At 48.8% G+C, this 22,886-nt stretch carries 16 protein-coding genes; 11 read left to right on the top strand and 5 right to left on the bottom strand.

The features are described 5' to 3' along the window. Positions 1 to 101: 101 nt before the first annotated feature. Positions 102 to 4,544 (bottom strand): translocation/assembly module TamB domain-containing protein, encoded by a 4,443-nt coding sequence (locus tag ACMYR3_RS11835; protein ID WP_424192150.1) that lies wholly within the window; start codon positions 4,542 to 4,544, stop codon positions 102 to 104. 2 nt (positions 4,545 to 4,546) lie between these two features. Continuing rightward, positions 4,547 to 6,343 carry an autotransporter assembly complex protein TamA gene (locus tag ACMYR3_RS11830; RefSeq protein ID WP_424192149.1) on the bottom strand — a complete coding sequence of 599 codons (1,797 nt, stop codon included), beginning with the start codon at positions 6,341 to 6,343 and terminating at the stop codon, positions 4,547 to 4,549. Between the two features lie 204 nt (positions 6,344 to 6,547). Here ACMYR3_RS11830 and clpB point away from each other — a divergent pair, with 204 nt between their 5' ends. Continuing rightward, positions 6,548 to 9,127: an ATP-dependent chaperone ClpB gene (gene clpB, locus ACMYR3_RS11825; RefSeq protein ID WP_424192148.1), complete on the top strand. Its 2,580-nt coding sequence runs from the start codon at positions 6,548 to 6,550 to the stop codon at positions 9,125 to 9,127. Between the two features lie 67 nt (positions 9,128 to 9,194). Here clpB and ACMYR3_RS11820 read toward each other — a convergent pair whose 3' ends face one another. Further along, positions 9,195 to 9,395: a hypothetical protein gene (locus ACMYR3_RS11820; protein ID WP_424192147.1), complete on the bottom strand. Its 201-nt coding sequence runs from the start codon at positions 9,393 to 9,395 to the stop codon at positions 9,195 to 9,197. 416 nt (positions 9,396 to 9,811) lie between these two features. Between ACMYR3_RS11820 and ACMYR3_RS11815 the strand changes: the two genes are divergently transcribed. The 10 genes from ACMYR3_RS11815 (at position 9,812) to ACMYR3_RS11770 (ending at position 21,398) form a co-directional block, all read left to right on the top strand. Next, positions 9,812 to 12,667 carry a 2-oxoglutarate dehydrogenase E1 component gene (locus ACMYR3_RS11815; protein ID WP_424192146.1) on the top strand — a complete coding sequence of 952 codons (2,856 nt, stop codon included), beginning with the start codon at positions 9,812 to 9,814 and terminating at the stop codon, positions 12,665 to 12,667. A gap of 55 nt (positions 12,668 to 12,722) precedes the next feature. Next, positions 12,723 to 13,979 (top strand): 2-oxoglutarate dehydrogenase complex dihydrolipoyllysine-residue succinyltransferase, encoded by a 1,257-nt coding sequence (odhB, locus tag ACMYR3_RS11810; protein WP_424192145.1) that lies wholly within the window; start codon positions 12,723 to 12,725, stop codon positions 13,977 to 13,979. Positions 13,980 to 14,030: 51 nt separating this feature from the next. Next, entirely contained in the window at positions 14,031 to 15,461 is a 1,431-nt protein-coding gene (gene lpdA, locus ACMYR3_RS11805) for a dihydrolipoyl dehydrogenase (RefSeq protein ID WP_424192144.1), read from the top strand. 92 nt (positions 15,462 to 15,553) lie between these two features. Next, complete coding sequence (zapE, locus tag ACMYR3_RS11800) at positions 15,554 to 16,663, top strand: cell division protein ZapE (protein WP_424192143.1); 1,110 nt, start codon at positions 15,554 to 15,556, stop codon at positions 16,661 to 16,663. Positions 16,664 to 16,787: 124 nt separating this feature from the next. Beyond that, complete coding sequence (rpsF, locus tag ACMYR3_RS11795) at positions 16,788 to 17,153, top strand: 30S ribosomal protein S6 (protein ID WP_424192142.1); 366 nt, start codon at positions 16,788 to 16,790, stop codon at positions 17,151 to 17,153. A gap of 26 nt (positions 17,154 to 17,179) precedes the next feature. Beyond that, positions 17,180 to 17,470 (top strand): primosomal replication protein N, encoded by a 291-nt coding sequence (priB, locus tag ACMYR3_RS11790; protein ID WP_424192141.1) that lies wholly within the window; start codon positions 17,180 to 17,182, stop codon positions 17,468 to 17,470. 19 nt (positions 17,471 to 17,489) lie between these two features. Continuing rightward, positions 17,490 to 17,777, top strand: a complete 288-nt coding sequence (gene rpsR / locus ACMYR3_RS11785; RefSeq protein ID WP_424192140.1) for a 30S ribosomal protein S18 — start codon at positions 17,490 to 17,492, stop codon at positions 17,775 to 17,777. Between the two features lie 32 nt (positions 17,778 to 17,809). Beyond that, complete coding sequence (rplI, locus tag ACMYR3_RS11780; protein ID WP_424192139.1) at positions 17,810 to 18,262, top strand: 50S ribosomal protein L9; 453 nt, start codon at positions 17,810 to 17,812, stop codon at positions 18,260 to 18,262. A gap of 128 nt (positions 18,263 to 18,390) precedes the next feature. Beyond that, complete coding sequence (locus ACMYR3_RS11775) at positions 18,391 to 19,785, top strand: replicative DNA helicase (protein WP_424192138.1); 1,395 nt, start codon at positions 18,391 to 18,393, stop codon at positions 19,783 to 19,785. Positions 19,786 to 20,006: 221 nt separating this feature from the next. Continuing rightward, positions 20,007 to 21,398 (top strand): (Fe-S)-binding protein, encoded by a 1,392-nt coding sequence (locus ACMYR3_RS11770; RefSeq protein ID WP_424192137.1) that lies wholly within the window; start codon positions 20,007 to 20,009, stop codon positions 21,396 to 21,398. A 225-nt stretch (positions 21,399 to 21,623) separates the two neighbouring features. On the opposite strand, the gene ACMYR3_RS11765 is transcribed toward ACMYR3_RS11770, so the two are convergent. Beyond that, positions 21,624 to 21,995, bottom strand: a complete 372-nt coding sequence (locus ACMYR3_RS11765; RefSeq protein ID WP_424192136.1) for a Spx/MgsR family RNA polymerase-binding regulatory protein — start codon at positions 21,993 to 21,995, stop codon at positions 21,624 to 21,626. Positions 21,996 to 22,147: 152 nt separating this feature from the next. Then, entirely contained in the window at positions 22,148 to 22,873 is a 726-nt protein-coding gene (locus tag ACMYR3_RS11760; protein ID WP_424192135.1) for a glutamine amidotransferase, read from the bottom strand. Positions 22,874 to 22,886 lie beyond the last annotated feature (13 nt).

The following is a 22,886-nucleotide window of genomic DNA, read 5'->3' as shown; positions in this document are numbered from 1 at the left end:
CAAAAACTTTAGCAATGAGTTAGCTAAGGTTAGTTATTATTGAATTAATAAAACGGCGCTTCGGCGCCTTTTTATTGCAGGTCGGATTTTCAAATAAACGTTCAATCAAATGAAAAGGCATATACCAGATCCAGCGCATTGTCAGTGCCAGCACGGGCAATGACGGAGAGGCGGCGTGATAATTGGTAGGTGAGTTTGACCAGGTTGCCGGTGCCGGTCAGTGCTTGTTCATAGGAAATATAGGCGACTGCAGAAAGTCGCTTGCCCACGGAGACAATTTGATTGCCCACCGTTTGGCTGCCACCGATTGCACTGGTTGATCCGATTGCAGCAGTGCCCAGGCCGGTGGCACCTGCCACGGTCTGGGAGGGCAAAATTGTGTTGCCGTAAAGTAGGTTGCCGGAGCTGACGGAGAGTTGATCAAAGCCAAGATTTTCGGCAAGTTCGGAAACAAAGCCTTTTGAGCCACTTTTGTTGCCGCCCAAAATGGCTGATGCCGCAGAGAGCAAAATGGCCGAGTCACCACTACCAGCCTGATCTGGTGCGCGACCAAAGACGAGCCAGGAGAGTTTTTCATAATCAGATACAGCGGGATTGGAGTAGAGCTTGACCAAAGGATTGGCCGCTGTGCGGGTGATGGCGACACCGGCTTCAACCGAAAGCCCTTTGCGCAATGCCAGAATGTCCAGGCCTGGATTATCCAATGGACCTTGAAAATTTAAATATCCGCGTTCAATAATCAGTTTTTGACTGTAGGCTTCGTAGGTGCCATCAATCAGTTCCACGGTGCCATTGGCGCGAATGGTATTTTGATTGTCGCGACCTGGTTCGGAACGCAGCCGGACTTGACCTTGTAGTCGGGTATCGACGCCTTCACCGATGAAGTAGAGTTTGTCACCCAGATTGGCCGTCAAGTCAAAATTGAGTTTGAAGCCATTGGGGTTGCTGGTGTTATTGCTATTGCTGCCTTTGATGACGATGTCATCCGATAAGGTTGGTGCCGCACTGCGAGCACTGCGGCGGTTGTAATAGAACAGGCCGCCATCGGCGGTCAGTTGACCAGTCAGGCTGGCGGCATCTTTTTTCAGGATTATTTTGGTTTGGCCGCTTACCTTGAGCCAGCGATCGGAGTTTTGAATTGCCAGAAAGCGTTGAGCATCCAGCAGGAACTCGCCATCGAGTGATGACAGGCGCAATTTGCCAGTGACGTTGAGTGTGCCTTGCTCATTGGCTTGGGCTTCGAGACGCTTGTCACGTGGCGCCAGCTTTTGCACGCTGGAAAAGCTCATCTGCGACAGATTTAAACTATCCCCGTCCATCACGGCTTTTATAGTGCCGTTTTCGAGCCGAATACCGGAGTCGATGAGGGCAATACGCAAATGATCTGCAGCAAGATTGCCTTCTGAGCGCCAAACGTTATCAATGCGACTGGCTTTGATATCGGCGATCAGTGAGCCACCGGTTTGAGTTCGATCTCCCAGGGAGACGCCGACCCAATCCAAAGAAGGGATGTTAGCTTTGATGGCCAGATTGAATGGTTGTGTGGGTGAAATGCCAAAACCTGCTGCTGTTTTTTGCAGGCTTAATCGGATCTGACTATCGGTATGACCGAGACGTTCACCTTCGGCCTCAAGATGCATGTCCACATCGCTGAGTTGATTGCCGCGTAGACTTGATTTAATCAATATGGCTAATTTACTTAATCGTGCCGGCTCACGATGATCAATGTCGAGAAACAGATCACCCGATTCGCGTGTAATTTGCAGCTGACCTTCGATGCCGTCGCTGACCTTCAGATCCCATTGGCCGCCCATATATAGGATGGCAGGTTGATCAATGCGTGAACTGTCACGGTTGCGACTCCGCAAGGCCAGACCTTCACGACGGATCGGCAAGCCTGAAAACTGTCCAGCAGTCTGCAGTTGCCCGGCCAACCATTTAAGTTGGGAAATATTGAGTGTTAAATCATTGGCTTCACGTTGAGTGGGTAAGTGCATCAGGATATCTCGCCATTCAAGCTGATTGCCGGCCAATAGCAATGGGGCAGGGTGTTGCATGCTTATCACTTGATTGCCAGCCAGTTCGGGCATGATCACTTCCAGCGTTTGCACTACGCCCTTCCAGTTGAGTGGCGACCAGCCTGCCGAGCTGTTTAAGCCGCCTTGCCAATGGGTATCGAGGTGATCTTTGTTGGTACTGCCCAGCCAGACGCCATGCAGACTATGGCTGGCAAGTGTGCCTTGAATATCTAAAGTGGATTGTTCAGTATTGATCGCGGTTATCTTGGGATGTTGATAGTTATTGGCTTGTGCATGTAAATTGATTTGAGCATTTTGCAGTGCTGGATTCAGGTCTTTACCAGCTATGAATGCTGGTATATCAATATGGCTGGCAGTCAGATGCGCAGTGGCTTGTTGGAGCGTTTGTTTTTGGTTGCCGTTACTGAGGTAGCCGAGATCGTTAACGGCGATATCCACTTGTAAGGCGAGTTGATTCAGTGCGCCTTCCAGGATGGCGTTGACACTGCTGCGGCCTTCCAGACCAGGTATCCATTTGCCAATCGCAGGAGCGTCAATTTTTAACACTAATTGCTGGCCAACCTGACCTAATGCGCCGTTGGCTTTGAGTGTGTTGCCAGCCAAATCAAGATTGGCATCCAGTGCGGTGATTTGTTTGTCCTGCATCCGCAAACTGGCTTGCCCGCTGAGAGTGCGGCGCTGTGGTTCGGCATTGCCCTGTTTGAGGATGAGCCAGCTATCCAGGATGTCAGCCTGGGCTTCGAGATGGCTTGGCCCAGCCAGGTTGCCTTTGGCACTGACTTTGCCATTGAGGTTGGCAGTAGGCATGGCCAGCAGTACAGCAGGATTGAACTGGCTGATTGTGCCTTTCAGATCAAACTCCCGTGCTCCACCAAATTGCAATTGACCACTGAGTTGTGCTTCACCAGCTTTGCCGTCGGTCGTGCCACTTTTTAATAATAAGTGTGCTTCATTGAGCAGGAGTCTGGTCTTGTCAGTGACTAGTTGAAACTGCGCATCAAAGATCGGATCGTTGAGTTTGGCAGTAAAACTTTGCTCGTGTTCATCTCCCTTGGCTTGCACCCTGCCATGAATTTGGGTGGGGCGAATTTTTTCTGTCAGTGATTGCAGATTGATTTCTTTGAGATCCAGGTCACCCGTAAAGGCAATCGCAGAGGAATTATTGGCCGTATCCGACAGGTTGCCTTTTACAAGGCGATGCACAATCAGGTCAACATCGCCATTGATCTGCCCGCCTTTGTAGAGCGCAGACTGAATTTGCGTGAAGGTAAATTGATCTTGATGCCAACTGACCTGGCCTTTGAGCATCGATAAGGGAATGGCCATCGGCATCGCATCCAGTGATCCTGGTGCCAGATTTTTAATTTCAAATGGGCCTGCCAGAACCAGGTTGTTGAGGTTGGTCTGGGGCGTTTTGCTCGCAGTACCGGATTTGTGATCACCAGCATTTTCTACAGGTTTGAAGGAGGTGCGAATTGACAAGTCGGCATGGGGTGCACTTTTATAAAACTGCGCAGGGTTGACACCATTGAGGTCAATTTCAGCTTGACGAATCGTGAAGCCATCTTCAATAAAGGGCATCCATTGGACATCGGCATTACCGCGCAGGCCTTGGTAATTGCCAGCACTGGTGGCGCGCAACTGATAGTGGTGATTGGCCATGGTGCCGGTCATGGCGAGGTTGGCTTCCAGGGCAACCGGTGTCAGTTTATCGCTGCCCAGATGTTGCTCGCCGATCGCCTTGACTTTGGTGTCCAGGGTAAATGGGGGAGAGACCAGAATTTCGCCTTCTCCCTCACCCGTCAAATCAATCCCATAGCCTTTGAAGTGAGCATGGACATTGCTGAGCTGATAATGCTTGTCGAGGCCGCTGCCGATGGTTTTACCCTGTGCACTCATATCATGCAGCTCAAACTGGTGATGGCCATCTTTACGGCTGACAATCAGTAAGTGATCCAGTTTTGCCTGTGCAATATGAATATCAAATGGCACGTCAATCGTGCTGGGTAGATGGGATTTTCGACCAGTTGACGTGACTTCAACCAGCAAGGATTCTGCGCTGACTGTCTGTACATCCAGCAATTTTTTCAGAAGGCTACGTGGTGTGTAATCCAATGCAACATGATCAAGCGTGACGCGGGTTTTATCATCGTCATAGATGATCTGGTCAGCAGTAAAACCATGCGACCAGTTGCCATGAATATTTTCTGTCGTTAACTTAAAAGGCAAAAAGGTTTTTGCCAGCAGCAGACTCGCGTGAAAACCGGTATTGGTACTGGTCAGCCAGGCAACACCCAATACTGACAATAAAATAAACCAGAGCAGGTTGGTACTCAGATGCGCGACCAGGGCGGTTAACCAGTACAAGGGTTTAGTAAGCCAGTGTGACCAATGTTTTTTTACTTTGCTTGCCTTGGTGCCGGCGTCTGTTGCTGTGGATGACACTGCGTCATCTCCAGCATCCAAGGCCTGATCGTTGTCTGGTGGGCGTGACGAGTTGACCATGATCAGAATGCGATCGCAATAGAAAAATGAAATTTCAAAGCACGTCTTTGCGTGCCATAAGCCAGATCAAAGGCGAGTGGGCCAGCCACCGTTTTGTAGCGATAGCCTACGCCCACACCATGAGCAATTTTCATGTCACGGAAACTGTCATCAACGGCACCCAGGTCATAGAACAGGGCTGAGCCTTGCTTGGCGTCAAACCAGTGAACCCATTCGGTAGACAGTGTCGCGAGCTTTTCACCGCCCAGAATGGCACCATTGGTATTGATGCCCAGGCTTTGAAAGGCATAGCCACGAACTGACTGGGTGCCGCCCGCACGAAACAGAAAATCACTGGGGACAATGGCTCGATTGGGTGCATTGACCGATCCAACCTCGGCGCGCACGCTGAGCACATTGCGTTTGTCTTCGGCGTCGAATGGATAGTAGTACTGACCACGCAGATAGGCGCGACTGAATGGTCGATCATTGAAGTTGAATGCATTGCCCGCGCCGATCTGGGCAACCCAGGTGTAGCCGGTACGTGGATCGGTGATGTTATCGACGGCTCGCTGGGTCCAGGTATAGGTGCCGGTAAAGACACCGGCAGACTCAGTGGGAATGCCATTGACCTCACGGGATTCGCGTTGCACATTGATGGCTAAACGGGTTTCGATCGTACCACGTAATTTGGCGCGGGTCACACCGATGGCTGTGCGTTGCGTTTTGAGACCTTGAATATCCGTATTCTCATGCAATACACCCAGACTGTCCCGATAGCCATTGACATTGGGTGGCAACAGGATGTCGGCATAGAACAGGGTGCGCAATTGATCAATGCGCATACCGGCCTGCAGGACATTGGAGTCGCTCCAAAATGGGCTCTGCCGATAACTCATCTCGATATGCGGTCCGGAGTTGCTGGAATAGCCAATGCCTACGCCTAATCGCTTTGATTTGGCTTCGGTGAGTTTAAGTTTGAGCGGACGAATCACTGGGGAGTCGATATTTTCAGGTACATCGGTATCATAATCAACCTGCACTCCAGAGAAGTAGGGTGTGTTTTGCAAGGTGCTTTGTGTTTCGAGCAGCTTTTCCTGATCGTAGGGTTGGCCACTTTCCAGCTTGTTGTAGCGCCCAACCAAATCTTTGTTGTACTTGGACAGCCCAGTTACTTCAATATCACCTAATTGAAAGGCGGGACCGCTATCAATCAGAATGGTCAGATCGACCAGTTGATTGGTGGTGTCGACTTCAGCCTGTGATTCAGCCAGCATGGCACGCGGAAACTCTTTACTGGCAACACGCTGTATCAAATTGCGTTTGGCCACTTCCCATTCTTGCTGAGTGAAGTTTTGACCGGTCCATAATTCCCATTGATCATAGATTTGCTCAACTCGCTCCAACCGTTCTGGATTGGCGTCACTATGATTGATTTCACCTTTGAAGGCGATCTCCACTTTGCCCACCTTGGCCTGCGGGCCAGGTGTCAGGCCGACTTGCCAGGCAATCGCTCGATCTTGTTCTTGTTGCAGACCATCGTTTTTATCTGCAAGACCATGAATTTCCACTGTACCAAGAAAATAACCACGAGTATGTAGTAGCTCCGTCAATGCCTGTTTGACTTTGCGACGAAGGCGCTGGTCTTCGGCTTCGTCGACCAGTTCCTTGTCGCGCAATAATTCTTCCAGCGCGTCCTCTACCGCAGAGCGTAAATTGCCTGATTCGGTTGAATTAATACTGTTTGGTAGTATGATTTCAAAGCTCTTATTAGATGCACTTAATGCGGTAATTGGTAGTGGGAGTATTAGGGCGAGCAAAAGCAAAGAACGCCTTGGGCAGGCAAGCTTCAGACGCTTGAGGGATTTGAAAAAGAATGGAAAAGTCACGGACTGGATTTTATCCTTAGTTTCAATGTGGCTGTCGGTCTGTGTCACCAAGATTCAAGATTGATTTGGATCAACTTGAATTTGGACGAAAACCACCCACATACAGTTCATTATTCATTCTTACCTGGACCTGTGATGAGAATCGACAAACTGACGACCCAATTCCAGCAAGCTTTGGCAGATGCACAAAGCCTAGCTTTGGCCAATGACAATCCTTATATTGAACCAGCCCACATCCTTTCAGCGATGCTGAAAATGCCCGATGGTGTGGCCAAGTCGCTCTTGTCGCGCTCTGGAGTCAATACCACGGGATTACAACAGGCTGTGGAAGCGGCCATCAAAAAGATCCCGCAGGTGCAGGGTACTGGCGGGGAAATCAATATTGGTCGTGATACGGTCAATCTGCTCAATCTCAGTGAAAAAGAAGCCATGAAGCGTGGTGACAGCTTTGTCGCCAGCGAGTTGTTTTTGCTGGCCTTGGCTGATGATAAAAGCGATCTGGGCAGCTTGGTGCGTGAGCATGGTTTGACTCGCAAGTCGATGGAATCGGCCATTGATGCCGTTCGAGGTGGTCAGAATGTGGCGTCTCCAGAAGCGGAAGGGCAGCGCGAGTCCTTGAAAAAATATTGTATTGATCTGACTGAGCGCGCTCGCATGGGCAAACTTGATCCGGTGATTGGTCGCGATGATGAGATCCGTCGTGCCATTCAAGTATTGCAACGTCGCAGCAAAAATAATCCAGTATTGATTGGTGAGCCTGGTGTGGGCAAAACCGCCATCGTGGATGGGTTGGCACAAAGGATTGTGAATGGTGAGGTACCGGAAAGTTTGAAAAACAAACGCATTCTGGTGCTCGATATGGCTTCTTTATTGGCGGGTGCCAAGTTCCGTGGTGAGTTTGAAGAGCGCCTCAAAACAGTGTTGCAGGAAGTGGCCAAAGACGAGGGGCAGACCATCGTCTTCATTGACGAGCTGCACACCATGGTGGGTGCCGGTAAGGCCGAGGGGGCAATCGATGCTGGCAATATGCTCAAGCCAGCGCTGGCACGCGGCGAGTTTCATTGTATTGGCGCGACCACGCTTGACGAGTACCGCAAATATATTGAAAAAGATGCAGCACTGGAACGCCGTTTTCAGAAAATCCTGGTGGATGAGCCTTCTGTTGAGGCCACCATTGCCATTTTGCGTGGCTTGCAGGAGAAGTACGAGTTACATCATCGTGTTGAAATTACCGACCCTGCTATTGTGGCTGCGGCTGAGTTGTCGCATCGCTATATCACCGATCGTTTTTTGCCTGACAAGGCCATTGATCTGATTGATGAAGCCGCTTCCAAGATCAAGATTGAAATTGATTCCAAGCCGGAAGTAATGGATAAACTGGATCGTCGTCTGATTCAACTCAAGATTGAGCGCGAAGCTGTCAAAAAAGAAAAGGATGAAGCTTCGCAAAAACGTTTGGAGTTGATTGAGGGTGAAATCGTGCGGCTCGGCAAGGAATATGCCGATCTTGACGAGATCTGGAAATCGGAAAAAGGTGCAGCACAAGGTGCCGCCAGTATCAAGGAAGAGATCGACAAAATCCGCCTTGATATCACCAGGTTACAGCGGGAAGGCAAGCTGGAACGGGTTGCCGAGTTGCAGTACGGCAAGTTGCCAGAATTGGAAGCCAAGCTTAAAGACGCACAAAATATTGAAGACTCCGGGCAGGCTACGCCGCATCGTTTGTTGCGTACCCAGGTAGGTGCCGAAGAAATCGCCGAGATTGTGTCGCGTGCAACAGGGATTCCGGTATCGAAAATGATGCAGGGTGAACGTGAAAAGCTGCTGCAGATGGAAGCGCATTTGCATGATCGTGTGATTGGGCAGGAAGAAGCCATTCAGGCCGTTTCCAATGCGATCCGTCGTTCCAGAGCGGGCTTGTCTGATCCTAATCGTCCTTATGGATCATTCCTTTTTCTTGGCCCTACTGGCGTAGGCAAAACCGAATTGTGCAAGGCCTTGGCCAGTTTTCTATTTGATAGTGAAGACCATCTGATTCGAATTGATATGAGTGAATTCATGGAAAAACATAGCGTGGCACGCTTGATCGGTGCGCCCCCCGGCTATGTGGGCTATGAAGAGGGTGGCTATCTGACTGAAGCAGTACGACGCAAACCGTATAGTGTGATTTTGCTTGATGAAGTTGAAAAAGCCCATCCGGATGTTTTCAACGTGCTTTTGCAAGTGCTGGATGATGGTCGTATGACCGACGGTCAGGGACGAACCGTGGACTTTAAAAATACGGTGATTGTGATGACATCCAATTTGGGATCTCATCTGATTCAGTCCATGGTGGGTGAGGAGCCAGATGTCGTCAAAGGAGCGGTATGGCAAGAGGTACGGGAACATTTCAGGCCCGAATTTCTGAATCGGATTGATGAGGTCGTCGTGTTCCACTCACTTGATCAGCGCAATATCGAGTCCATTGTGCGTATTCAGCTCAAGTTGCTGGAGCAACGATTGGCTCATATGGATATTGGTTTCAAGATCAGCGAGGCAGCATTGAGCCGTATCGCGCATGCTGGATATGACCCGTTATTTGGTGCCAGACCGCTGAAAAGAGCGATTCAGAGTCAGATCGAAAACCCGGTTTCCAAGCTGATTCTTGAAGGAAAATACGGCCCCAAAGACATCGTCAATATTGATCAGATTGATGGTCAACTGTCATTTGCCTAAGCTAAGTGTAGGCAATAAGTAGAACAAAAAAGCCATGAATTAATATTCATGGCTTTTTTGTTAAGGGTTAGACAGAAGTAGAAGCGTCTGGGGCTTTTTTGCCGCCTTTGTCGCGTTGACGAATCGCTTTGATTCGTTCTTTTCTGAGTTTGAAACAAGCATCGCAGATTTTAGTGGTGCCGTGGTTGCCACCTAAGTGAAAGATGCCATCACGGTATTTCTGACAATAACTGCAAAACTGCTTGAGCTTGACGGTTGCTTCATCCATAGCTTGATCAGACTGAGACATGGCTTTTTTGTAGAAATGTGAAGTAGTTATTATATATGACAAATAAATGCAATTCTATTGCTGCAGCGCATTCGATTATCTCAAAAAATAGAAATTCCTGCTTGGCATTGTCATAACTTTTTTTGCAGCACTTTTTTTAAGCAGTTTTTGCGAAAAAAGAACATGGAAGTTATTTACAACTTGTGCTTATAGAGTAACAATTACTGACTCTTTAACAATCGGAAATTAATACCGATTGAAAATGAAGGTATTGATCTTGGTTAATACACGGTAATTTCAGGTCCTTCTGCACAATTTGGTTCGCAATCCGCTATCCGGTCAGGCCGTGTCGCGGAAGGTTTTGGTCGAGAGACTAACCCACTCATTCCGAGAAGCTCGGAGCAAAGGTGAGCGTTATGATGAAACAGTATCAAGGTAATTCCTACCTTTTTGGCGGCAACGCCCCTTACGTAGAAGAACTCTACGAAGCGTATCTCAATAACCCAGGTTCGGTTTCCGATAACTGGCGTGCGTATTTCGATTCAATGCAAAATGTACCGGCTGTCGATGGTTCTACCGCTCGTGATGTTGCACATGCACCAATTATCGAATCATTTGCACAGCGCGCCAAGCAAGGCCCCATCGTCACGATCGTTGCTTCGGCAGATTCTGAAATGGGACGTAAACGCGTTGCCGCAACTCAGCTGACAGCTGCCTATCGCTTTCTTGGCGCTCGCTGGGCTGATCTGGATCCTTTGAAAAGAACGGAGCGTCCTTCTGTTCCCGAGCTGGAACCCAGTTTTTACGGTTTTTCCGAAGCCGATATGGATATCGTGTTCAACGTATCCAATACCTTCTTTGGCATGGAAACTTCTACACTGCGCGATTTGATCAAAAATTTGCGTACCACTTATTGCGGTTCAATCGGCGCAGAGTTTCAATATATCAGTGATCCAGCTCAAAAGCGCTGGATGCAACAACGTCTTGAATCCTGTCGCTCCACACCGAGTTTCACGGCTGAAAAGAAAAAACATATTCTGGATCGTCTGACTGCTTCCGAAGGTCTTGAAAAATATCTGGCAACCAAATATGTTGGACAGAAGCGTTTTTCACTGGAAGGTGGTGAAAGCTTTATCGCGGCGATTGATGAAGTGATTCAGCGCGCCGGTGAACATGGTGTCCAGGAAATGGTGATCGGTATGGCACACCGTGGTCGTCTGAATGTACTGGTGAATACCTTGGGCAAAATGCCAAAAGATCTGTTTGCCGAATTTGAAGGCCAACAAAATGACGATCTGCCAGCTGGTGACGTGAAATATCACAAAGGTTTTTCCAGTGATATTTCCACCCCAGGCGGTCCGGTTCACTTGAGTTTGGCATTTAATCCTTCCCATCTGGAAATTGTTAATCCAGTGGTTGAGGGCTCGGTCAAAGCTCGTCAGGAACGTCGTGGTGACAAAGGTGGTGAGTTTGTATTGCCCATTCTGGTTCATGGTGATGCCGCGTTTGCCGGTCAGGGTGTGGTGATGGAGACACTGAATCTGGCACAAACTCGCGGTTATGGTACTGGCGGCACAATCCACATTGTCATCAATAACCAGATTGGTTTTACAACTTCAGATCCACGCGACTCCCGTTCAACTTTGTATTGCTCTGATGTCGTGAAGATGATTGAAGCACCTGTATTGCATGTTAATGGTGATGATCCAGAGGCTGTCGTACTGGCAACGCAGATTGCGGTTGATTTCCGTAAAGAGTTTCACAAGGATGTCGTTGTCGACATCATCTGCTTCCGCAAATTGGGCCATAACGAGCAAGATACACCGGCCATGACTCAACCGCTCATGTACAAGAAAATTGGTCAGCATCCAGGTACACGTAAGCTGTATGCAGATAAATTGGTAGCCCAGGGCAGTATGATCGCGGACACACCAGAGCAAATGGTGAAAGATTTTCGTGCTGCGATGGATGCCGGACGGCATACGGTTGACCCTGTGCTGTCAAACTTCAAAAGCAAGTTTGCAGTTGATTGGATGCCATTCCTGAATCGTAAATGGACTGATGCAGCAGATACATCTGTACCATTGACTGAATTGAAACGAATCGGTGAAAAACTTACCACGATTCCCGAAAGCTTCAAGATGCACAGTCTGGTAGAAAAGGTGGTGAATGATCGCCGTGCCATGGCCAAAGGTGAGATTCCTTTGGATTGGGGGATGGGTGAACATCTTGCCTTTGCAACTTTGCTTTCCAGCGGCTATGCAATTCGTATGACCGGTCAGGATTCAGGTCGCGGTACGTTTACCCATCGCCACGCAGTACTGCACGATCAGAATCGTGAAAAATGGGATGCCGGTAGTTATATTCCTCTGCAACATGTATCTGAAGGTCAGGCACCATTTACAGTGATTGATTCAGTATTGTCTGAAGAAGCTGTGCTGGGTTTTGAATATGGTTATTCAACAGCTGAACCCAACACCATGGTTATTTGGGAAGCTCAGTTTGGCGACTTCGTGAATGGTGCCCAAGTAGTGATTGACCAATTCATTACTTCAGGTGAAGTGAAATGGGGACGTGCATCAGGTCTGACGATGATGTTGCCACATGGCTATGAAGGTCAGGGACCAGAGCATAGTTCGGCACGGATTGAGCGTTTTTTACAGCTTTGTGCAGACAATAATATTCAGGTTTGCCAGCCGACAACCGCATCCCAGATTTTCCACTTGCTGCGTCGTCAGATGATCCGCTTGTTTAGAAAACCGATGGTCATCATGACACCAAAATCCTTGTTGCGTAATAAGGATGCGACATCGCCATTGTCAGAGTTTGCCAAAGGCTCATTCCAGACAGTGATTGGTGAAGTTGATACTGCCATTGATGCCAAGAAGGTCAAGCGTATACAAATCTGTACTGGCAAGGTTTATTACGATCTGGCCAACGCACGTCGTGAACGCAAGGTCGATGATGTTGCCATTTTGCGCCTGGAGCAGTTGTATCCATTCCCGCATAAGGCATTGGCAACTGAATTCAAAAAGTATCCTGGTGCAGTAGAAATTGTGTGGGTACAGGATGAGCCACAGAATCAGGGAGCATGGTTCCAGATTCAGCATCAGATTCTGGAGAACATGGGAGAAGGTCAACGACTGGCCTATGCGGGACGTCCTGCATCAGCATCACCTGCGGTTGGTTATTACGCCAAACACAATGAACAGCAAAAAGCGTTGATTGATACCGCGTTTGCCAAAATCAAAGGTTTGGTCTTAAACAAATAACATCGTGGATTTGCCTCGTTGACGAGGCGTTCTGTAAACAAATAAAGGTTAAAAAATGTCTATTGTTGATGTAAAAGTTCCTCAGCTCTCTGAGTCCGTTGCCGAAGCGACCCTGATTGAATGGAAAAAGAAGCCTGGTGATGTGATCAAGGCTGACGAAATTCTGATTGAAATTGAAACAGATAAAGTCGTTCTTGAAGTGCCCGCACCTGCTTCCGGCGTATTGGCACAAGTCATTAAAAATGATGGTGATACTGTTGCTGCTGATGAAATCATTGCCAAGATTGACACGGAAGGTCAGGCTCAAGTCAGTCCATTACAAGTTAAGCCAGTCGAAGCACCAAAAGCGGCAGCACCAGCTGCCACACCCGTCGCTGCATCGACTAGCGCAGCAGGTGTGGCAATGCCTGCAGCAGCCAAGTTGATGGCAGAAAGTAATCTTTCTGCGGCTCAGGTAAGTGGCACGGGTAAAGATGGCCGCATATTGAAGGAAGACGTTCAAGCCGCAGCTGCAACACCTAAGGCTGCGCCCGCACCGGTTGCCGCGCCAGCTGCTGCCAAACCGGCATTGCCGGTGGTTAACGCCAATGTCAATCTGGCCAGTTTGTCAGGTCGTCCCGAAGAGCGTGTACCAATGAGCCGTTTGCGTGCGCGGATTGCTGAGCGTTTACTGCAGTCACAGTCCACCAATGCAATTTTGACGACCTTCAATGAAGTCAACATGAAGCCGGTCATGGATTTGCGTAACAAATACAAAGATCGTTTCGAAAAAGAGCATGGTGTCAAATTGGGTTTCATGAGCTTTTTTGTTAAGGCTGCTGTGCATGCTTTGAAAAAATATCCAGTTCTCAATGCCTCTGTTGATGGTACCGATGTTATTTATCACGGTTATTTTGATATCGGTATTGCTGTCAGTTCACCACGTGGTCTGGTAGTACCGATTCTGCGTAACTGCGATCAGATGAGTCTGGCCGATATCGAGAAAAAGATTGCCGAATTTGCTGTTAAAGCCAAGGAAGGCAAGCTGACCATTGAAGAACTGTCAGGTGGCACATTCTCTATCTCCAACGGTGGTACTTTTGGTTCCATGTTGTCCACGCCAATCATCAATCCACCACAGTCCGCTATCCTGGGTGTTCATGCTACTAAAGATCGTCCTGTCGTTGAAGATGGTCAGATCGTGATTCGTCCTATCAACTATCTCGCCATGAGTTATGACCACCGAATCATTGATGGTCGTGAAGCGGTGATGGGTTTGGTTGCCATGAAAGAAGCGCTGGAAGATCCTTCCCGTCTGTTGTTGGATCTGTAATGTGCTGCGAGTCTGCCGGTTGCTGGCAGACTCCAATGAGAGGATACGTAAATGTCTAAAAGTTTTGATGTCATAGTAATTGGTGCTGGTCCTGGCGGATATATTGGTGCGATTCGCGCTGCCCAGCTGGGTTTGTCGGTGGCCTGTATTGAAAAATGGAAAAATCCCAAAGGGGAGTTGGCTTTGGGTGGTACTTGCTTAAATGTAGGTTGTATTCCCTCCAAAGCCTTGCTGGCAAGTTCTGAAGAATACGAAAAGATTTCGCATAGCTTGAGTGATCATGGTATTTCGGTAACTGGTGCAAAAATGGATGTCAGCAAGATGCTGGCACGTAAAGATGGCATTGTGACCAAAATGACCAAAGGAATTGAGTTTTTATTTCGTAAAAACAAAATCACCTGGTTAAAAGGCCATGGCAAGTTTACTGGTAAGACAGAGGCTGGTTATCAACTTGAAGTCATTGGTGATGCTGGCTCCGAAACAGTGACTGCCAAAAATGTCATTATTGCTACAGGCTCAAAAGCACGTCATTTGCCGGATGTACCTGTTGATAATGTGACTGTTTGCGATAACGAAGGCGCACTCAATTTTTCTGAGATTCCTAAAAAGCTCGCCGTCATTGGGGCTGGTGTGATCGGTCTGGAACTTGGTTCAGTATGGCGCAGGCTTGGTGCTGAAGTGACAGTACTCGAAATGTTGCCAACTTTCTTGGCAGCTTGCGATGAGTCAGTCTCTAAGGAAATGTTGAAATCCTTGATGGCTCAAGGTTTGAAATTTAGTTTAGGCGTCAAGATTGGTTCGATCAAACAGGATAAAAAAGGCGTCAAGATTACCTACACCGATAAAGATGGTGCAGAACAAGTACTCGACGCAGATAAGTTGATCGTTTCGATTGGTCGCGTTCCTAATACCGATAATCTTGGTTTGGACAGCATTGGCATTGCAACCAATGAGCGCGGTTTCGTTGAGGTCGATGGTCATTGCAAAACATCATTGCCAGGCTTGTTTGCCATCGGTGACGTCGTGCGTGGTCCGATGTTGGCTCATAAGGGTGAAGAAGAGGGCGTGATGGTTGCCGAGATCATTGCTGGCCAAGCCGGTCATACCAACTACGACACCATTCCTTATGTCATCTATACCAGCCCTGAGGTTGCATGGGTTGGCAAGACTGAGCAACAGCTCAAGACTGAAGGTGTGGCTTATAAAGCAGGTCAATTTCCTTTTGCTGCGAATGGTCGTGCTCTTGGGCAGGGTGGTGCCGAAGGTTTTGTTAAAGTCTTGGCCGATGCAAAGACGGATCGTGTATTAGGTGTGCATATTGTCAATACGCATGCTTCTGACCTGATTGCTGAAGCTGTGATGGCGATGGAGTTTTCAGCTTCCAGCGAAGACATTGGCCGTATCTGTCATGCTCATCCGAGTTTGTCCGAGGTGGTCAAGGAAGCTGCATTGGCTGCAGATAAGCGTGCGCTCAATATGTAATTCAGCCAGGTTGCTGAATTTTGAAACGGCGCGTAAGCGCCGTTTTGTTTAAAAGTTAGTTATCGGTGGTGCTAAACCATTGTCAGGAAATCATGAGTGTTCGTGCCTTTTATGATAATGCGCTATCTAAGCGTGGCTTCAAACCGGATGCAGCGCAGCGTCATGCGGTAGATCGTTTACAGACGCTGTACGATGCGCTGATGTCTTTCAAGGAAGCTCGCTCGGGTACTTTCAACCGGCTCAAGGTCCGGGTTGGGATTTCGCCTGATGTCCCGATGGGGATTTATATGTGGGGTGGCGTAGGCAGAGGCAAGAGCTTTCTGATGGATAGCTTCTATTCGGTGATTCCATATACTCGCAAGACCCGATTGCACTTTCATGAGTTCATGAGGGAGGTGCATCGTGAATTGGATGAATTGAAAGGGCTCGCCGACCCACTGGATGAATTGGCCTTAAGAATTGCCAAGCGTTATCGCTTGATCTGTTTTGATGAGTTTCATGTCAGCGATATTGCTGATGCGATGATTCTGTATCGTTTGCTTGATCAGCTGCTTGCCAATGGCGTGTGTTTTGTCATGACTTCCAATTACGAACCGTCCAAGCTTTATCCCGACGGCTTGCATCGTGATCGAATCTTGCCTGCCATTGAGCTGATCGAACAGCAAATGGAAGTCATTAATGTGGATTCTGGAACCGATTATCGAAAGCGTGTGCTCGAACAGGTTCAGGCTTATCACACTCCGTTGAGCGGGGCGTCAGAACAGGCGTTACAGCAGGCCTTTGACGAACTGGTGGAGGGGCAGGAGGAGTCGCCGGTTTTGCGTATTGAGCAGCGCGAAATCCACGCCTTGCGACGTTCTGGTGGGGTGGTCTGGTTTGATTTTGCAACATTGTGTGGTGGACCGCGCTCTCAAAATGATTATCTGGAAATTGCCAGTCAATTTCATACGGTCATCTTGTCAGGTATTCCCAAAATGCCGCCGCGTCTGCAGTCAGAGGCGCGACGTTTTACCTGGTTGATTGACGTGTTTTACGATCATAAAGTGAAATTGCTGATGTCAGCCGAGGTTGTTCCTGATGAGCTCTATACCGAGGGTATTCTTTCCAACGAGTTTCATCGTACTGTATCGCGCATTATTGAGATGCAGAGCCGCGAGTATCTGGAAGCACCACGCAGGGTCAGTGCCACGAAAATCACCTGACCAATTGTCAATATGGCGCAGAATTGAAACCTGCCTGATTTTTGCGCTATAATAGCAGGCTGTCTGCTTGCCACACCCAGTCTGACGCTTGGGGTGGCCTTAACCTAGCCCATAAGGAGTCAATATGCGTCATTATGAAATCGTTTTTATCGTCCATCCGGACCAAAGTGAGCAAGTTCCAGCCATGGTCGAGCGTTACAAGACACTGGTTACTTCCAAGGGCGGTACAATCCACCGCATGGAAGACTGGGGTCGTCGCCAAATGGCTTACATGATTCAAAAACTGGCCAAGGCTCACTATATCTGCCTCAATATCGAGTGTGATCAGGCCACACTTGACGAACTGGAGCACGCATTCAAGTTCAATGATGCCGTTTTGCGTCATCTGACTGTCAGAATGAAAAAAGCAGAAACTGCACCTTCTCCAATGATGAAGGAAGTTCAGCGCGAAGAAGCCAAGAAATCAACCGCTGAAGTTGCAGCTTCCTAATAATTAATTGAGAGGTAAGGTAGGCGTTGTCCGGTAATCATCTGACACTGGTCGCCACGCTGACAGAAGTAGGTCAGCGTCGTTTTACCCCGGCCGGGGTACCCGTGTTGGAGTGTCGATTGCAGCATGTTTCCAGTCAGGTTGAGGCAGGCATTGCCCGCCAGATTGAATTGGAAATCGAAGCAGTTGGCATCGGTGAAATCACTGATCGTATCGCAGCACTGGTGCCTGGCACAGTAGCGACTTTTCAGGGATTTCTTGCCAGAAAACGCAAGACCGGCAAAACGCTGGTTTATCACCTTACTCATATTGAATAGATATTGAAAGGATTACATCATGTCACGTCCATTTGGCAATAAAGGTAAGTTTGACAAAAACAAGAAGCGCCCACAGCAAAACCCATTGTTCAAGCGTAAGCGTTTTTGCCGCTTCACAGTAGCTAACGTAGAACAGATCGATTACAAAGATATCGATGTTCTGAAAGACTTCGTTGGTGAAAACGGCAAGATCACCCCAGCTCGTCTGACTGGTACTAAAGCACACTATCAGCGTCAGCTCGATACAGCAATCAAGCGTGCTCGCTATTTGGCATTGTTGCCTTATACCGATCTGCATAACGCTTAATCACTGACGACAAAGATATCTGGAGAAATAATATGCAAGTCATTCTGATGGAAAAAGTGGTAAACCTGGGTAATCTGGGTGATATCGTCCGTGTTAAAGACGGTTATGCTCGTAACTTTTTGATCCCACAACGCAAAGCCCGCCGTGCCACTGAAGTGGCAATCGCCGAGTTTGAAGCGAAACGTGCTGAACTTGAAAAAATTGCTGCTGCAACTTTGGCTGCTGCTCAAGCGCAAGGTGAAAAACTGGCTGGCCTGACAATTCAAGTTGCTCAAAAAGCCGGTGTTGATGGCCGTCTGTTTGGTTCTGTGACCAATTTTGATATTGCCGAAGTTTTGGGCAAACAAGGTTTTGCAGTACAAAAGATGCAAGTACGTTTGCCAAATGGTCCTTTGAAGACCGTGGGTGAACACCCCGTATCAGTGGCATTGCACACTGATGTGGTCATTGATGTGAATGTGTCCGTGATTGGTGAAGCAGCTTAATGGCTGCATAAGCAGTACTAAATGACTTGCTAGATTAAGTAGTTGTCAGGTGACTGACGATGTGTAGCTGGTCTTAAAATAGAGGCTGACGAATTCTCGTCAGCCTTTTTTGTCTCTACTCAAAATACATGAATGCGCCATTGGTCGATCAGGAAATAGCATCTTTGCGGGTTCCGCCTCATTCCATTCAGGCGGAGCAGTCCGTATTGGGTGGCCTCTTGTTGGATAACTCGGCATGGGACCGGATTGCCGATTTCATCTCTGAAGTGGATTTTTATCGCTATGACCATCGTCTGATCTATCAGCAGATCCAAAAACTGGTGTCCGCCGGTCGGCCAGCCGATGTGATTACCGTGTTTGAGGCGCTCACCACGTTGGGTAAGGCTGAAGAAGCGGGTGGCTTGGCTTACATCAATGAGCTGGCACTCAATACACCGTCGGCAGCCAATATTCGTCGTTATGCCGAAATTGTGCGTGATCGATCCATGTTGCGCCGCCTGGTTTCGGTTTCTGATGAAATTGCCACCAATGCGTTGAATCCACAGGGTAAAGAAGTCAAGCAGATGCTGGACGAGGCCGAATCCAAGATTTTTGCGATTGCTGAAGAAGGTGCGCGCGGCAATCAGGGTTTTCTGGCCTTGCAACCCTTGTTGACCCAAGTGGTAGAGCGGATTGATGAGCTGTATCACCGCGACAATCCCAATGATATTACCGGTGTACCAACTGGCTTTGCTGATCTGGACAAGATGACTTCCGGTTTGCAGCCCGGTGATCTGATCATTGTGGCGGGGCGTCCTTCAATGGGTAAAACCGCTTTCTCATTGAATATTGGTGAGCATGTGGCGGTGGAAGAGGGTCTACCGGTTGCAGTATTTTCCATGGAAATGGGCGGCACACAGTTGGCCATGCGGATGTTAGGCTCGGTTGGTCGACTTGATCAGCATCGAGTGCGTACGGGGCGTCTGGAAGATGATGACTGGCCGCGTTTGACCCATGCCATTCAGAAAATGAATGACGCGCAATTGTTTATTGATGAAACCCCAGCGCTCAATCCTATGGAGCTGCGGGCAAGGGCGCGTCGTTTATCGCGTCAGTGTGGCAAACTGGGTTTGATTATTATCGATTACCTGCAGCTCATGAGTGGTAGTAGCAGTTCATCGGGTGAAAACCGTGCGACTGAAATTTCGGAGATTTCGCGTTCGCTTAAAGGTCTAGCCAAAGAACTGCATTGTCCAGTGATTGCACTATCTCAGTTGAACCGGTCTCTGGAACAGCGCCCCAATAAACGTCCGGTCATGTCCGATTTGCGCGAATCGGGTGCAATTGAACAGGATGCCGACGTCATTTTGTTTATTTATCGAGACGAGGTTTATAACCCAGACTCGCCAGATAAAGGTACGGCCGAAATCATTATCGGTAAGCAGCGTAATGGCCCGATTGGTGGCGTGCGGCTGACTTTCCTGGGTCAATACACCAAATTTGAAAACTACGCGGGCGGTCAGGCGATATTTGGCAGCGAATAAACGCAGTTTTGCTTGGCTCAACAAGCGTATTTTTTAAAAAAGCACCCACACAGATTGTCGGTGCTTTTTTTATTTGCATGGCTTCTGTCGCAAAGCCGACAATTTCATTGTGCAGTGCTGGCTCTGGATAATCTGACTCAGCCCATAGAGTTGATTTATCGCCGTTTTTCGCCCCTATATTGGTTGCATAGCTCTTGCTACTAAGCGGGCAAGGAGCGCATATGCAACAAGCAATCAAGACACAACTCGACTGGTCGGCCTACGACAACTACGGTGAGGGCGATGCCTATGCGCAGATCCCTTTATATGGCGGGTCATTCGGCAAGGCGGCGGCAGTCTGTATCAATAATCGGCAATGCCAGCGTACTGCAAAAGGTGTCATGTGCCCCAGTTATCGGGCCACGGAGGATATTGCCCATTCAACCCAGCACCGTGCGGCAACCCTCAAGGCAGTGCTCAATGGCGAGTTGGGTGAGCAACCCTGGACAGACACAGAATTACAACAGGCGATGGATTTGTGTATCGGCTGCAAGGGCTGCAAGCGTGAGTGCCCCAATGGCGTCGACATGTCATTACTCAAGACCGAAACGCTGGCGCAGCGTTGGCAACACAGCACCATGCCATGGCGTGATCGCTGGTTTGCTTACTTGCCGATGCGTATGGCCTGGTTGCGACGATTCAGGGGATTGATCGGCCTGGGTCGAATCCCCTTAGTCGCAAAATTGATGGAGCGATTCGCTGGTATCAGTGCGCGGCGCAGTTTGCCGATACCTGCAGCTATATCCTTTATTGATATTCAAACGGAACCGGCAGCCAATCAACTGGCACCGCAAATTACAGTAGAAACAGCGAGCAGCAAGCCCGAACTGGTATTGCTAGTGGATACCTTCACTAATGCCTTTGAGCCCGCCAATGCGCAAGCTGCGTTGGCTGTCTTGCGTGCAGCAGGCTATCAAGTGCAGGTCGTCAAGGCCGAAGATGGTCAGGCTGAGCCGCTCTGTTGTGGCCGTACTTTATTGTCCAGCGGCTTAGTGGCTGAGGCGCAAGTCCAAGCCAAGAGAATGGTGACCGCTTTATGGCCGCATATTGAAAAAGGTCGACTGGTGATAGGCCTGGAGCCATCCTGTTTATTGACGCTACGCGATGAATATCAAAATCTGGGTTTGGGTGAGCAGGCGCAAAAGATTGCCAAGTCGGCACTCTTGTTTGAAGAATTTATTGCCAAAGAACATGATGCCAAACGCCTGAACTTGCCACTGCAGGCCTTGCCGCAAAGTGGCAAAGCCTATGTGCATGGGCATTGCCATCAAAAGGCCTATGGTGCAATGAAACCGATGCGCAAGGTGATGGGACTGATTCCTGGCTTGCAGACCGAGTTGATTGAATCAAGTTGTTGCGGTATGGCTGGCTCGTTTGGGATGGAGGCCGAACATTATGATATCTCCATGAAAATGGGCGAGCTCGATTTGTTTCCTGCCATCCGCAAAACCGAGCAGACCGATTGGCTGGTGGCCAATGGCTTCAGCTGCCGCCATCAGATCAAAGATGGCGTGCAGCGGGAGTCTATGCATATCGCCAGACTGCTGGCATTGGCGTTGGTAAAGGAAGGTTGATTCATTTAATCATCAAGTCAAGGCAAGCACACCTTTCACCACAAAGACCCAGAGCCCACGAAGAAAGACTTGTTTGATCTCTGCATTAACTGCGTGGTCCGAGGACAGAGTAGTACTCTGTCCTCGTGTTAAAACAGCGCAATTTTATGTGGTTTACTTTGAGTCCTTTGTGGCTTTGTGGTGAACGTTTTTGACTTAAGGCTTACCTTGGTGGTCAGCCCAACTTCAGGCCAAAAACTGCGCCTCATACGCGGCAACATCAAAACCCACGAGCGAGGCAGGTTTGCCTTTGCCGCGATGGATGACTGGCCGTTTGATGATCGAAGCATGCTCACTCACAAAGGCAATCGCTGCGTCGCTGGCCTGTGCGAGCAAGCTCTTGTCGGTATCGCTCAAGCCGCGGTAGGTGGTGCCTTTGCGGTTGACCAGTTCATTCCAGTCCACGTCTTTCAGCCATAGCTTGATGAGCTCGGCATTGGGTGGTGTTTTTTTGAAGTCGACAAAGGTGTAGGCCAGCTGTTGTTCGTCAAACCAGGTACGCGCTTTTTTGACGGAGCTGCAATTGGGGATGCCATAAAGGGTATAAGTGGAAGCCATGCTGATCAAATAGTGAGTTGCAAAATGGCAGTGTACTCAATCTGCAGGTCAAAAGGACGATAAAAAATCTCCACCGTCAATCTTTCGGTGGGGGTAGCTAAGACATGAGGAATCTATGCTAGACGATAATTCATAACATCTTCAAGTTATCATCATTTTTCAGAGATGGTCGAGCTGTGTGAAGCTTCGATTTGATCTAGCCAAAGGTTGAAGACTTGTTTTGCAGTCGTCATGAGTAGGGGACCATGCTGAGCCGCCTGAATTCGCAACTGGCTTGGATCAATATCAAATTGTGCAAGCTCGCTGGCATGTCCGACTAACCAGTGTTCAAGATGGTTTGTGTCAGCCTCCAAGTGGAACTGTAGCCCCAGTGCATATTCATGCAGAGCAAAGGCTTGATTGACACAAACCTGTGTGCCAGCGAGCAGCTGGGTGCCAAGCGGGAGTTCAAACCGATCTCCATGCCAGTGCAACACTGGCGTGTCGACCAGGGCTGCCAACACTGAATTTCTGCCTTCAGGCGTCAGCGAGATCGGGCCAAAGCCAATTTCTTTAACACCCATAGAGGCAATGCTTGCACCTAAGCCACGGGCCATTAGTTGTGCGCCAAGGCAGATCCCCAAAATAGGCTGTTGGGCTTCGAGCCTTTGACGAATCAATACTAGCTCTTGATCTAAGAACGGGTAGCGGATCTCATCGAATGCGCCAATGGGGCCGCCCAATACAACTAACAGATTGGGCTGTCGTACGTCGACACTGTTGAGGTCATCAGTGGCAGCATTCAGGTAGTTAATCTCATAGCCGCGTTCATGCAATAACGGCTCAAGAATGCCAAGATCTTCGAAGTGAATGTGGCGCAAAGCCAGAACGGTCTTCATGTTGGAATTTCAG

It is taken from the genome of Ampullimonas aquatilis (genome assembly GCF_049675895.1).
Classification (GTDB): Bacteria; Pseudomonadota; Gammaproteobacteria; order Burkholderiales; family Burkholderiaceae_D; genus Ampullimonas; species Ampullimonas aquatilis.
The sequence above is the reverse complement of the archived record's forward strand: the minus strand, read 5'-3'. Positions and strand labels throughout refer to the sequence as shown.

Bases quoted from the DNA above. Each gene is read 5' to 3' on its own strand.
- ACMYR3_RS11775 (WP_424192138.1), top strand. From the start codon at position 18,391: ATGAATGCGCCATTGGTCGATCAGGAAATAGCATCTTTGCGGGTTCCG.
- rpsR (WP_424192140.1), top strand. From the start codon at position 17,490: ATGTCACGTCCATTTGGCAATAAAGGTAAGTTTGACAAAAACAAGAAG.
- clpB (WP_424192148.1), top strand. From the start codon at position 6,548: ATGAGAATCGACAAACTGACGACCCAATTCCAGCAAGCTTTGGCAGAT.
- ACMYR3_RS11760 (WP_424192135.1), bottom strand. From the start codon at position 22,873: ATGAAGACCGTTCTGGCTTTGCGCCACATTCACTTCGAAGATCTTGGC.
- rplI (WP_424192139.1), top strand. From the start codon at position 17,810: ATGCAAGTCATTCTGATGGAAAAAGTGGTAAACCTGGGTAATCTGGGT.
- rpsF (WP_424192142.1), top strand. From the start codon at position 16,788: ATGCGTCATTATGAAATCGTTTTTATCGTCCATCCGGACCAAAGTGAG.
- zapE (WP_424192143.1), top strand. From the start codon at position 15,554: ATGAGTGTTCGTGCCTTTTATGATAATGCGCTATCTAAGCGTGGCTTC.
- odhB (WP_424192145.1), top strand. From the start codon at position 12,723: ATGTCTATTGTTGATGTAAAAGTTCCTCAGCTCTCTGAGTCCGTTGCC.
- ACMYR3_RS11765 (WP_424192136.1), bottom strand. From the start codon at position 21,995: ATGGCTTCCACTTATACCCTTTATGGCATCCCCAATTGCAGCTCCGTC.
- ACMYR3_RS11815 (WP_424192146.1), top strand. From the start codon at position 9,812: ATGATGAAACAGTATCAAGGTAATTCCTACCTTTTTGGCGGCAACGCC.
- ACMYR3_RS11820 (WP_424192147.1), bottom strand. From the start codon at position 9,395: ATGGATGAAGCAACCGTCAAGCTCAAGCAGTTTTGCAGTTATTGTCAG.
- ACMYR3_RS11770 (WP_424192137.1), top strand. From the start codon at position 20,007: ATGCAACAAGCAATCAAGACACAACTCGACTGGTCGGCCTACGACAAC.
- lpdA (WP_424192144.1), top strand. From the start codon at position 14,031: ATGTCTAAAAGTTTTGATGTCATAGTAATTGGTGCTGGTCCTGGCGGA.
- ACMYR3_RS11835 (WP_424192150.1), bottom strand. From the start codon at position 4,544: ATGGTCAACTCGTCACGCCCACCAGACAACGATCAGGCCTTGGATGCT.